This window comes from Flagellimonas iocasae (genome assembly GCF_042682725.1).
Classification (GTDB): domain Bacteria; phylum Bacteroidota; class Bacteroidia; order Flavobacteriales; family Flavobacteriaceae; genus Flagellimonas; species Flagellimonas iocasae.
Window position 1 is genome coordinate 1,158,612 of sequence record NZ_JBHUHU010000003.1, and the last position, 11,990, is coordinate 1,170,601.

The 11,990-nt window shown below is 42.8% G+C and carries 11 protein-coding genes and 1 tRNA gene; 5 read left to right on the top strand and 7 right to left on the bottom strand.

Annotated elements, in window-relative coordinates; translation table 11 throughout:
- Positions 1-69 precede the first annotated feature (69 nt).
- The gene (locus tag ACFSJE_RS12425) at positions 70-450 is read left to right on the top strand and encodes a VOC family protein (RefSeq protein ID WP_379831292.1); all 381 of its coding nucleotides are present in this window, start codon (positions 70-72) and stop codon (positions 448-450) included.
- Here the strand turns inward: ACFSJE_RS12425 and ACFSJE_RS12430 are convergent.
- Both ACFSJE_RS12430 and ACFSJE_RS12435 read right to left on the bottom strand, forming a co-directional pair.
- On the bottom strand, positions 447-1,784 hold the full coding sequence (locus tag ACFSJE_RS12430) for an HTTM domain-containing protein (protein ID WP_379831293.1): 1,338 nt from the start codon (positions 1,782-1,784) through the stop codon (positions 447-449). The genes ACFSJE_RS12425 and ACFSJE_RS12430 overlap by 4 nt on opposite strands.
- The gene (locus ACFSJE_RS12435) at positions 1,785-2,714 is read right to left on the bottom strand and encodes a bifunctional riboflavin kinase/FAD synthetase (protein WP_379831294.1); all 930 of its coding nucleotides are present in this window, start codon (positions 2,712-2,714) and stop codon (positions 1,785-1,787) included.
- 58 nt (positions 2,715-2,772) lie between these two features.
- On the opposite strand from ACFSJE_RS12435, the gene ACFSJE_RS12440 reads away from it, so the two are divergent.
- On the top strand, positions 2,773-6,570 hold the full coding sequence (locus tag ACFSJE_RS12440; RefSeq protein ID WP_379831295.1) for a zinc-dependent metalloprotease: 3,798 nt from the start codon (positions 2,773-2,775) through the stop codon (positions 6,568-6,570).
- Positions 6,567-7,253, top strand: coding sequence for a hypothetical protein (locus ACFSJE_RS12445; RefSeq protein ID WP_379831296.1), 687 nt, complete (start codon positions 6,567-6,569; stop codon positions 7,251-7,253). Before ACFSJE_RS12440 ends, ACFSJE_RS12445 begins: the two co-directional genes overlap by 4 nt.
- On the opposite strand, the gene pth is transcribed toward ACFSJE_RS12445, so the two are convergent.
- The 3 genes from pth to ACFSJE_RS12460 all read right to left on the bottom strand — a co-directional run bounded on the left by pth (position 7,254) and on the right by ACFSJE_RS12460 (position 9,594).
- Positions 7,254-7,883 carry an aminoacyl-tRNA hydrolase gene (gene pth, locus ACFSJE_RS12450; RefSeq protein WP_379831297.1) on the bottom strand — a complete coding sequence of 210 codons (630 nt, stop codon included), beginning with the start codon at positions 7,881-7,883 and terminating at the stop codon, positions 7,254-7,256.
- Positions 7,884-7,969: 86 nt separating this feature from the next.
- Positions 7,970-8,632 (bottom strand): 50S ribosomal protein L25/general stress protein Ctc, encoded by a 663-nt coding sequence (locus ACFSJE_RS12455; RefSeq protein ID WP_379831298.1) that lies wholly within the window; start codon positions 8,630-8,632, stop codon positions 7,970-7,972.
- Positions 8,633-8,652: 20 nt separating this feature from the next.
- Positions 8,653-9,594, bottom strand: coding sequence for a ribose-phosphate pyrophosphokinase (locus ACFSJE_RS12460; protein ID WP_379831299.1), 942 nt, complete (start codon positions 9,592-9,594; stop codon positions 8,653-8,655).
- A gap of 236 nt (positions 9,595-9,830) precedes the next feature.
- Between ACFSJE_RS12460 and ACFSJE_RS12465 the strand changes: the two genes are divergently transcribed.
- Entirely contained in the window at positions 9,831-10,079 is a 249-nt protein-coding gene (locus tag ACFSJE_RS12465; protein WP_379831300.1) for a GIY-YIG nuclease family protein, read from the top strand.
- A 1-nt stretch (position 10,080) separates the two neighbouring features.
- A tRNA-Leu gene (locus tag ACFSJE_RS12470) sits at positions 10,081-10,162 on the top strand.
- Between the two features lie 26 nt (positions 10,163-10,188).
- Here the strand turns inward: ACFSJE_RS12470 and ACFSJE_RS12475 are convergent.
- Positions 10,189-11,088, bottom strand: coding sequence for a hypothetical protein (locus ACFSJE_RS12475; protein WP_379831301.1), 900 nt, complete (start codon positions 11,086-11,088; stop codon positions 10,189-10,191).
- A gap of 68 nt (positions 11,089-11,156) precedes the next feature.
- A complete protein-coding gene (locus tag ACFSJE_RS12480) occupies positions 11,157-11,840 on the bottom strand; it encodes a DUF6799 domain-containing protein (RefSeq protein WP_379831302.1) in 684 nt (227 codons plus the stop codon).
- Positions 11,841-11,990 lie beyond the last annotated feature (150 nt).

Genomic DNA, 11,990 nt, shown 5'->3' on the forward strand with positions numbered 1-11,990 from the left:
AGGGAATTTACCCATCTTACACTACAAGCGAATCGATTACCTTTGTGCTATTGAATTAAATAATACAATATGATTTTTGAGCACTTTGCAGTAAATGTGGCCGATGCAACCTCGGTTGTGGATTGGTATGCGGCGAACATGGGCCTGAAAGCCCGTGTAGCTGAAAAAAAACCACCTTTTGTAACCTTTTTGGAAGATAGCACCGGACGTGTGGTGATTGAATTTTACCAACGTGCCGATGTCAAAGCGCTTGATTATTCAGAAGTTAATCCGTTGAATTTTCACGTAGCTTTTGTATCTGAAGATGCGGCAAAGGACAAGCAACGTTTAATGGCGAGTGGCGCTACTTTTGAGTTGGAAATCACCTTGGATGATGGTAGTTATATTGTAATGCTTCGTGATCCGTGGGGTTTGCCCTTGCAATTGTGCCAAAGAGCAAATCCGTTTTAATCACTCGTTTTTACCGAATCCACTGGTTGACTGGGTAAAATCCAGTCGTTATGGGCAAAGTGTTTCCAAGGAACATTGGCTAGGTCTACTTCTGGGTCGATAAACGGTTGATATTCCCCACTGTTTATTTTTACCTTATTGGTGACAAAGACTTGGATGTCTTCGCCTTTTTGGGCATATTCCTTTTTTAAGCGTTGGGCAAATTGCCAAGCGAAATCGGGATAACAGGCTACTTTTCTGCGTTGCTTTGTGGTGAGGTAATCATCTAGATTGATTTGTTCTTCCTTTCCGGTTTCAGCATTCACCACACGATATTTGATGTTGCCTGAGCGACTGCGAAGCATCATCCTCCAGCTGAGTCGGTGGCCTTCCTCGGTCCAAAGCACTTCATCTTTAAACGTATAATGACGAAGGGGCAGTGCCAATTGAACCACAAAGTAGATTCCCAGAACTCCAACGATGATGTTCCGGTTTTTTGGAACGGAAACCACTTGTTCCACCACAATTTCCTTCGTTCTTAAAAAGATGTTTCGAATGGTCTGTGGTTCAAAAAAGAAGACGGTAAACGCCAAGGATAGATAGGGGAAAATTCCAATTCTGAACACATAGCTGTTGAACAAATGAAAGAATATGGCCAGTGCAAAGGCAAACTTTCGGGTGGGTTTCCACAGCAATGCCGGAACAATCAGCAAATCAAACAAAATACCAAAAAAAGCGACAATGGTATGCACCCATTTTTCCTGAAGTAACTCGCCAATCAAAGGGTAATCGTCTTTGGACTTCATCAAGATTTCAATAATGCTGAAATCCAACCAATCACCATACAATTTGGCCACAGATGCGTAGGTGTACACAATAAACAATTGCAGAATGATTATCCACCGTACCCAATTGGGAATGGTGTGCGACCGTAAGTTGGGATTCAATTTGGCGTCTAGGGAGGCATCCCGCCCAGCTGGCAAAAAAGCCATAATGAACGCAAGCAGCATCAATAAATAGTAGTGATTGTTGTATGATGTTTTCTGCATAAGGTACACCCCTGTCCACATAAAGGCAAATGCAAAGGCACTGAACCGATATTTATAGCCAAGGGTTATCAAAATCCCAAGGGTGCCCATGATGGCAAAATAGATATACATACCATTTCCAGGGAGGGGTTGTAGCCAGTCAAATCCGATAAAATTAAAGGTGAACTGGGGCTCAATCAAGGTTCTACGGACCCATCCGGTGGCGATGGCCCCATAGCATTCGGCACTGACCAATAGTCCATAGAAAATTCGGAAAACAACAAGTTGGGAGTTGTCTATTTTCTTAAAAAGAAACCGATTCAACATCTATTTGGAGATTAGGTCCAGCGAAAAATTCTTGTCTTTTTTTAATTGCTCCCGCAATTCTTCAACGGAGTTGAACTTGTGCTCATCACGAATGCGGTGTAGGATCTCAACCTGAATTTTTTGGTCGTAGAGGTCGCCATCAAACTCAAAAAAATTAACCTCAATACTTTTTTCGGTACCGGATACTGTTGGATTGAACCCAATGTTCATCATTCCAAAGTATTCTTTTCCGAGTAGTTTGCTTTTTACCACATAAGACCCATTTTTGGGAATGAGTTTATAGGATTCGGCAATATGAAGATTGGCCGTTGGGAAACCAAATTCCCTGCCAAGTCCCCTTCCTTTCTTTACTGTCCCGGTAAGCATATAGGCATAGCTCAGGTAGTTGTTTGCCGTGGCCACATCTCCTTCTAAAAGGGCATTTCTGATTTTTGTGGAACTCACGGAAACATCATCGATTTCCTGTGCGGGAATTTCTTCAACCTCAAAATCCAAGGTGTTTCCAAAAGCAATTAAATCTTGAATGTTGGCGTTTCGGTTACGTCCAAATCTGTGATCATAGCCAATGATGATTTTTTTGGCTTTAAGGCTGTTCACTAAAATATCGCGCACAAATTCAGTTGCCGAAAGTCGGGAAAAAGCCTTGGTGAACGGGTGAATTATGAAATAATCCAACCCCAAACTTTCCATGATCTGGGTTTTTTCTTCAATGGTGTTCAAGAGCTTTATATCCGTATCTTTCTGCAAAACCATTCGGGGATGCGGAAAAAAAGTGAGTACCGTGGATTTTAATCCGGTGTTTTTGGCATTATTTATGAGGCGTTCCAATATCTTGCGATGGCCCAAGTGGACACCATCAAAAGTGCCGATAGTTATAACGGTTTGATTGGTAACATGCTTAAAAAGAGAAATATCTTGGATTGTTTCCACCTAATCAAGAAATAAAAAAAGGCTTATTTTTGAAATTCGACTGACGCCCTACATATGTATGAAAGCTAAATTACATCTTGTTTTTTCAATAACCATACTTTTTAGCTGCTTTTGTACCTATGGGCAGCAAGCGTATTGGAAATCAATTCCCAAACCCTCCAATTTAAAAAGTGCCTCCATAAAGGATATGGACAAGGCGAGTGCTGTTTTTTCATTCGATAAAAATCTATTTGCTGAAAAGCTTCAAGATTTCTCGGTTTCCAAAAAAGGAAATCACATTGTTTACTTACCGGACAGCGAGGGGAAGGTAATCCCTTTTAGCTTGAAGGAAACCCCGGTTCTTCACCCCGATTTGGCCAAAAAATATCCACAAATAAAGTCTTTTACAGGGTTGAGTCTTGACGGGAAATTCAAGATTAAGCTCAGTAGTTCGCAAAACGGTATTGAAAGCATGGTGGTGGATTTGGAAACTCAAAAAACGGCTTTTTTGGAGCCCGCTTCAACGGATGAAAATTCATACGTGTTGTACAAGAAGAGTTCAAGGTCGGACATGGAAAATAGTTTTGTTTGCAAGACGGAGGTTATGCTTCAGGATAAACTTAGCTCGGACGGGCTTACTTCCAAAACCATAGTGCCTTTGGTGGATGACCAGCTGCTTAGAAAGTTCAGAATTGCGGTTTCAGCCACAGGAGAATATACGGAGTATCATGGCGGTACGGTGGCTGATGCCCTTGCGGCCATAAATGCAACACTCACCCGAATCAATGAGGTATTTGAAACGGACTTGGGTGTTACGTTGGAATTGATTCCCAACAACGATCTTATCATTTTTACGGACGGGGATACCGACCCCTATTCCAATAGCTTGAATTCCCAAGTACAGAATACGTTGACCACAACCATCGGTGAAGCCAATTATGATGTTGGACATTTATTCCACAGAGTACCAAACGCCGGACAGAATAATGGAAATGCTGGATTTATTGGTGCCGTATGTTCCGATAATCAAAAAGGAAGTGGTTTTTCCTCCTCTTTTGAACCGGAAGGAGATGTTTTTGATTTGGACTACGTGGCCCATGAATTGGGACATCAATTTGGAGCCAATCATACATGGTCATACGAGTCCGAAGGAACCGGGGTACAGGCAGAACCCGCCAGCGGAACCACCATAATGGGATATGCTGGCATTGTACCCGGGAATAATGTTGCGCCCAATGGAGATGATTATTTTCATTTTGTAAGCATTTTTCAAATATCCTCTTATTTGCAATCTGTGGCATGTGCCCAAACTACAGTGCAAACCAACTCACCTCCGGTTTTAACCCCTGTTGGTGATTACAACATTCCAAAAGGTACCGCATTTGTGCTTGAAGGTGTCGCAACCGACCCTGATGTGGGTGATGTGCTAACCTATACTTGGGAACAAATAAACGATGGGGTGGTGACCACCAATACGTTTGGACCCAATAATCCCAGTGGAGCCAATTTTCGGTCATTGCCACCAACCACAGAACCTGCAAGGTATTTTCCAAGATTGTCCGAGGTCGTCCAAGGAAACTTATCTCAAGTCAGTCCAGCAGAAAACGATGCTTGGGAAACCGTTTCAGACATTGAACGCAACTTAAGTTTTGCTTGTACCGTTCGAGATAATGCAGTAGGTGGCGGTCAGGTGGTTTCCGACGTGCTAGATGTTCAAGTATTTAAGGCGGCCGGGCCATTTGTAGTGACTTCGCAAGGGTCAAGTGAAGTCTACGAAGCAGGTTCCATTCAAGAAATCACCTGGGATGTGGCCAATACCAATATAGCTCCAATTAATGCTCAGAATGTAGACATTTTTCTTTCGTTGGATGGTGGTCAAACGTTTCCCATCATTTTAGCAGATGATACCCTTAATGATGGTTCGGAAGAAGTGCTTATTCCTGGTGACGTTACCAGTACGGCGCGTATCATGGTAAAGGCAAGCCATAATGTATTCTTTGCCATCAATGCGGCTGATTTTACCATTCAACAATCACAAGTGATATTGAATTTTTCAGAGTTATCGTTTAGGGTATGCCAGCCCAGCGATATCACTATCCCTTTTACCTATGAAACTTTTGGAGGGTTTAGCGAAACGTCCACTTTTTCGGCCAATGTACCTTCTGGGTTATCGACATTATTTACACCAACCCAGGCCAGTGCTGATGATACAGCGGTGGACTTGACCATTTCCAATACCAATGCGGTTGCTGCAGGCGTATATGATATCGAGGTTACGGCTACATCAGCTTCCGTGACCAAGACGGTTACACTGTCACTTATTATTGAGGACGGAACTTTTCCCGATGTCGTTCTTACCTCCCCAACCCATATGGAAACCGGTATCACTTTAAATCCACAATTGAGTTGGGAAGCCAATCCTTTGTACCTGAGCTACGATGTTGAAGTGGCCACTGATGTCGGCTTTACGAACATTATATCTTCAGCAACCGTACCATTTGCTTTTTACAAAGTAAGCGGCTTGGCTGAACAGACCGAATATTTTTGGAGGGTTAGACCTAGCAGTGATTGTGGCAGTGGAACTTTTGGTACTCCCTTTAGTTTCACAACCTCGCAAGTGGATTGTAAGAGTTTTGAGCCGAGAAACGGGCTTCCGTTGACGATTTCTTCCATAGGTACACCTACGGTGACCACTTCCATACACTTTTTTGAAGACCTTCCCATTTCAGATGTAAACGTCAGTCTTGAGATTGACCACACCTTTTTGGAAGATTTGATCGTGAATTTAATTTCGCCGTCAGGAACTCGGGTTGCATTGATTGCCAATACTTGTGGTGACCTAAATAATGTAAATGCGGTTTTTGATGATGACGGTTCTCCCATTCTGTGTTCAGGGAATCCGGCAATCATGGGAACTGTAAGTCCTTTGGGGTCTTTGGCGTCCTTAAACGGTGAATCAACCTTAGGAGAGTGGGTATTGGAAATAAAGGATACCGCTCCAAGCGATGGTGGTGCGTTGGTAGCTTTTTCAATGGAAGTTTGTGCAGAAGGTTCTTTTAGGCCAGACGAAGATGAAGATGGTGTTTTTGATGATGGGGATGACCTATGTTTGGGAACACCAAAAGGAGTGGAAGTGGATACCAATGGATGTGCTGTGTACCGATTCCCGTCAGATAGTTTTTCAATTGAGATTCAAAGCGAAACCTGTAGAAGTAGCAATAATGGTATGGTAACGGTGACGCCGATGGATGCCTCCATTACATATTCAGCTGTTTTGGATGGGGGAGGGGCGCCTGTGAGTATGGATTTCACCAACGGGCATACCTTTCTTAATTTGACAGCGGGCAATTATTCGCTTTGCATTACGGGCACCAATGGGTTGATTACCTATCAAGAAACTTGTTTTGATATCAGCATAACAGAACCGGATATTTTGGACATTGATGCGGTCGTAAACTTGGAAGGCTTGGAGCTTACACTGAGCGGCGCCGACTTTTATAATGTGGAACTTAACGGATTGGTAACCCAAACCCAAGCTGATAAACTCCAATTGCCATTGGCCGAAGGTAAGAATGTATTGAAAGTGTCCTCCAATCTTCCTTGCCAAGGGATGGTTGAACGGACGTTGTTTTATTCTTCACGCCCAATATTGTCCCCAAACCCGGTGGATGTGCTCACCGAAGTATACTTAAATGGATATCAAGGGAATGTTGGAATCCAGATTTTTTCAGCGGATGGTCGTTTGGTGAAAACGGACCTCAAGTCAGTCAATGGAAATAATTTGGAGTTGGATTTGTCCTTCTTATCCAAAGGGGTTTATTACTTGGGTATTGAAAAGGAAGGCATCACAGGAATATTTAAATTTATTAAGCGATGATTCGTAAATTAATACTTTGGTCCATAGCAGTTCTGTTGGTTTCGTGTGGTGGAAACGATGACCCACCGCCCGTTCCGGAAGGTGCTACCTTGATTTTTCCAGAAGAAAACTCAGAATGTACCACTGGGGTGAGTGTAAATGAAGCCTTGAGCCAAGTGAACTTTAAGTGGCAGGCCTCTGATCATACTGATAGTTATACCCTCAGTGTGGTAAATTTGGAAACAAACGTTCCCCAGACCATTTCCACTGCGGCAACGTCGGCAAATCTGTCCATTGCCAAAGGAACACCTTTTGCGTGGTCGGTTACTTCCATTAGTTCAGATTCAGACCAAACAGCGGTGAGCGAAACATGGCTGTTCTATAATGCAGGGGCAGAAACCTCTTATGCTCCATTTCCAGCGCAACTGGTGAATCCGATCTCTGGTTCAACGGTTCAACGGGATATTGCGAATGAAGTACTTTTAGAATGGCAAGGAGCCGATGCGGACAATGATCTTGCCTCATTTGAAGTGTTTTTCGGGGAGGCGAATCCACCAACAACTTCTATGGGTATCTTGGACTCAGATACCATGGAATTATCCGTAAGCGTCAATGCAGATACGGTATACTATTGGAGAGTTTTTTCCACGGATTCAGAAGGGAACACTTCCGATTCTGGAGTGTTTGACTTCAAGGTATTTTAACTAGGTTCCGTTGAACTGGTTCATGGTATTTTTTACCCCAGCAAACACGAAGGACCGAATAAGTTCTGTTGATTTTTTCAAGCGTTCTGGGAGTGCTTTGGCCTCATCTGCGTTCCATTGCCCCAAGACATAATCCACTTGCCGCCCTTTGCTGAATTCCGCGCCCACACCAAATCTAAATCGATGATATTGCGAGGTCTTTAAGGTGTTCTGAATATCTTTCAGGCCATTATGTCCACCATCACTTCCCTTGGTTTTCAAGCGGATGGTGCCAAAAGGTAGATTGATGTCATCTGTAATAATAAGCACGTTGTCCAAAGGAATACTCTCTTTTTCCATCCAATAGTGAACCGCTTTTCCACTTAAATTCATGTAAGTGGATGGTTTTAGGCACAGTACACTTTTCCCCTTGTATTTAAAGGTGGCAACAGCACCCAATTTGGCACTTTCAAAGGTGAGACTTTCCTCTTCAGCCAAATAATCCAATACCTTAAAACCGATGTTATGTCGGGTTTCTTCGTACTCAGAACCGATGTTTCCGAGGCCAACAACAAGGAATTTTTTCATAGGGTCAGTTTCTTGTAATTGCTGATTTTGGATGCCAAACAGGCTATTGATCAAGTGGAACATTGCGGAACCATTTTGTCTAAAAATACAAAAGCATCCCAAATTTTACAGCGTGGTAAAACCGGGATGCTTTAAATAAGGTCTAAAGACTATTCAGTAGCTTCAGATGCTGGCGCTTCACCACCTTCGGCTCCGCCTTCAGCAGCTGCCTCAGCACCTTCTTCTGTTCCTTCTTCATCTTCATCTTCAAGTTCTTCATCAATAGAAGTTCTAGAAGCTTTTACCTGTACAATAGCCGTGCTTTCTGGGTGCAAAATGGTGTAATCATCATTCAACACAGTTTCAACAGCAATGGTACCACCAATTCGTAGTTTGGAAATGTCCACAGTGATAAAATCAGGAAGCAACTCTGGCAATGCTTTGATTGAAAGTTTACGCTTTCTGAACAATAATCTACCACCGTTACGTACCCCTGGGGAATTTCCTTCCAAACGAACAGGGATGTTCATGGTAACTGGCTTGTCCTTGAACAACTGATAGAAATCGATGTGTAGGATTTTATCGGTAACAGGATGAAATTGAATGTCCTGTAGAACAGCATCCACTTTTTCACCATTTTCCAACTCAATTACGGCAGTGTGCGCGTTTGGAGTGTAGACCAAATCTCTAAATTCTAGCTCATCAGCTGAAAAGTGCAATGGCTTATCCCCTCCGTATACCACGCAAGGGACCTTTCCAGCATTACGTAAGGCTTTGGTAGAAACCTTGCCCACGCTTTCTCTTTGGGATCCTTTGATTGTAATTGACTTCATTATTATATATTAAAATTGATTTACATTAAAAACTTTGAGGATATTGAGGTGTTGTGGTGTACCCTATGCATAACATCTGCAAAAAGGTCGGCACAACTCAATACCTTTATTTTTTTCTTGGTCTCGTCGATAGGAATGGAATCGGTAACGATCAATTCCGACAACTTTGACTTTTCTATTCTTTCGTAGGCCTTACCAGACAACAATCCGTGTGTGGTAACTGCCCTTACGCTTTCAGCTCCTCTTTCCATCATGAGGTCGGCCGCTTTGGTCAAGGTGCCTGCGGTATCCACCATATCATCTACCAAAACCACGTTTTTTCCCTGCACATCGCCAATGAGTTCCATGTGTGAAATTACATTGGCCTTTGCGCGTTGCTTGTAACAGATGACCACGTCACATTCCAACGCCTTGGAATAGGCATAGGCTCTTTTTGATCCTCCCATATCTGGGGAAGCAATGCAAAGATTGTCCAAGTGCAGTCCTTTTAAATAAGGCAAAAACAAGGTCGATGCAAAAAGATGGTCCACTGGTTTTTCAAAGAACCCTTGAATCTGGTCCGCATGAAGATCCATGGTTATGATTCGTGTGGCACCGGCGGTCTCCAACATTTTGGCGACCAATTTTGCTGCAATGGGAACACGGGGTTTATCCTTTCTATCCTGACGGGCCCATCCAAAATAAGGCATTACCGCAGTAATGTGCCGTGCAGAAGCCCGCTTGGCAGCATCAAGCATCAATAGCATCTCCATAAGGTTCTCCGAGCTTGGATTTGTGGACCCAATAATAAAAATGCGCGCACCACGTATTGATTCTTCGAAAGATGGCTGAAACTCCCCATCGCTGTATCTGGAAAACTGAATGTTTCCCAAATCAGCACCATAAGAAGCCGCTATCTTTGTGCCAAGATCAACACTTTGCGTACAAGCAAAAATTTTGGGCTCGGGGACTTGATATGCCATTGCAAACTCTTGTTAACTAGCTTTTTGAAGCGCTTTTAAATAAAGAGGTGCAAATTTATAAATTAATTCGGGTTGCTAAAGGAATAAACAAAGTATTTTTTGGTGGGAAATGAAATATTTTTTTAGCTTTGCATCCGCAATTAAAATAAGCCGCTATAATTGCTTATGCCTTGGTGGCGGAATTGGTAGACCTGTCTGCCGACAGGCAGGCGCGCTGAAATTGAGATATTGACCCATTGATAAGTGTCTATGCGATATCAAGCTTGGAACATAACTACATTTATGCAGGGATGACATCCAATTTGCAAGAAAGGATTGCAAGGCACAATTCAGGAAGAGAGCGAACAACAAGGTTTTATGCTCCGTTTAAGCTAATTTATTCAGAGGAATGTTTGGATAGATCGGCGGCACGAAAAAGGGAAAAATATTGGAAGTCAGGCGTAGGTAAAGAAAAATTGCGGAAACTCAGAGATGAGTTGACATAATGCCTTGGTGGCGGAATTGGTAGACGCGCTGGATTCAAAATCCAGTGTCTTCGGACGTGTGGGTTCGATTCCCACCCAAGGTACTTGACAAATCCTCGTAGACTAAAGTTTACGGGGATTTTTGCTTTTTGGCACTAAACCAATAACTGATTCCAGCCGACCAATAGAACACATTTTCCAATTCTTCTTCAAAAACACCATCCTCAGTGGTCAATGTTGCATTACTCTGCGGAAATGCCCATACCGGAGTGAACGAAAAAATGAAATGGTTGTGCTGGTATTGCAACGGGATGCTCAATTCCAGATTCAGAATATTGAACTCTGAAGCTTCTGCAATTTCAACTGTGGTGGTTTCCACGGGTTCTGAACTTCCAGCGCCTTTACCTTGACCTTTTCGGTTTCCCAACCGGCTAGTGCTGTAATATTCTTGGTAAAAATATTGCGAACCTGCAAAGAGCGATGCCCTTGGGGTTATCAACAGCGAACGTTTGCAGGCATAGAAGGTATGGTCCATCAAAAATCCCAAGAAAATATCGGGCGAACCGGTAGTGTTAAAATAGCTGCTCACATACGCGGACAGTTCCAGCACTTTTAAATCGTAACTTAATATTCCGGTGATGTCGGCCACTACCTCAGACTGTACGTTGTAGCTATCCTCATTATAAAAATAGGCTGTTCCTGAAATTCCACCACTCCAATTTTTGGCATCGAACAAAAAACCGGCAGTGGCGAGAAATAAATCGACACGTTGCTCCTCTGAACGGGTCAAATAGGAGGCAGATACATCCAAAAACAATCCGGATTTATCATAGTATCCTATGGACGGCAGAATATACGGGGCTGCAATAGAATCACGTCTCCCCATAAAAACAGCATCGTTCATATAACTCAAATCCATCAAAAAATAGGATTCCTCTGTGTTTGAACTCTCCTTTGCGGTTTTCTGTGCGAAGAGTTCGGCGCCTGTACAGACGAACATCAGTAAAAGAATGGGCAAAAAATGTTTCATGGCACAAAAATTTGGTTCATTCGGGGCCTTGCCATGGTTTACAACGGCAAGGCCCATTGCGCACGCCCTTAAATGCTTATCCCTTTCTTCTTTTGGATGGCATTGGCTTTAATACCTTTTTTGTTCTTCATGTTTTTGATGTTCTTCATGTTTTTTTGAAGCATCATTTTACGATGTTGATAGGTGTTCATGAATTTTTCACCGGAAAGGTTCAAGCATTCTCCATTTTGAAGTCGCATTTGTTGACGGTCTTGGTTCATGTAGGTGCCATTTGGGTCAATACTTCCGCCATTGGCCAACTCCAATCGTTGTTGCAAACGATCTTGGGATTGAGTCCTAATTTGATAGAGCTCGCCATCAATAAGCATCACTTGGAACCTGTTTTGGTTACGCTGTTGGATCTGTGCATTGGTAAGTCCCTTATCATCTTGCATGATTTTGTAGCGATATTGATACTCACTTCGGTATTTGATTCCGTCGTTATCCAAACACTCCCCATCTTTTAATCGAAGTCTATCACGATCTCGTGTCAAATAAGAACCATTTGGGTCAACAACAGTTCCATCGTTAAGCGTGATGGGATCTTGTAAATGGATTTGATCACGGTCGCGAATTTGGAGCACGTCACCATCGACCAACATTAAGCGGTCTCGATCTTGGTCGGGATCTTGGACCCTGTCCCTATCCCTGTCCTGCGCCATCAGCGTAGCTGTTCCGAGAACGGCCAACGCCAGTAAAACTAATTTTTTCATGGTACTCGTATTAATTAAAATTATAAGTACTAAAAGTAAATCCACTGTAAGGTATTTACAATGACGAAAATCATGAAAAGCCTTTAAAATCAAGGGTTTTAATGGTTTTTTGAGTAACAAATGTTACATAAAATGAGTTGTGGGTCAGGT

Coding starts and splice junctions, on each gene's coding strand:
- ACFSJE_RS12425 (WP_379831292.1), top strand. CDS start 70: ATGATTTTTGAGCACTTTGCAGTAAATGTGGCCGATGCAACCTCGGTT.
- ACFSJE_RS12430 (WP_379831293.1), bottom strand. CDS start 1,784: ATGTTGAATCGGTTTCTTTTTAAGAAAATAGACAACTCCCAACTTGTT.
- ACFSJE_RS12440 (WP_379831295.1), top strand. CDS start 2,773: ATGAAAGCTAAATTACATCTTGTTTTTTCAATAACCATACTTTTTAGC.
- ACFSJE_RS12445 (WP_379831296.1), top strand. CDS start 6,567: ATGATTCGTAAATTAATACTTTGGTCCATAGCAGTTCTGTTGGTTTCG.
- pth (WP_379831297.1), bottom strand. CDS start 7,883: ATGTTCCACTTGATCAATAGCCTGTTTGGCATCCAAAATCAGCAATTA.
- ACFSJE_RS12455 (WP_379831298.1), bottom strand. CDS start 8,632: ATGAAGTCAATTACAATCAAAGGATCCCAAAGAGAAAGCGTGGGCAAG.
- ACFSJE_RS12460 (WP_379831299.1), bottom strand. CDS start 9,594: ATGGCATATCAAGTCCCCGAGCCCAAAATTTTTGCTTGTACGCAAAGT.
- ACFSJE_RS12475 (WP_379831301.1), bottom strand. CDS start 11,088: ATGAAACATTTTTTGCCCATTCTTTTACTGATGTTCGTCTGTACAGGC.
- ACFSJE_RS12480 (WP_379831302.1), bottom strand. CDS start 11,840: ATGAAAAAATTAGTTTTACTGGCGTTGGCCGTTCTCGGAACAGCTACG.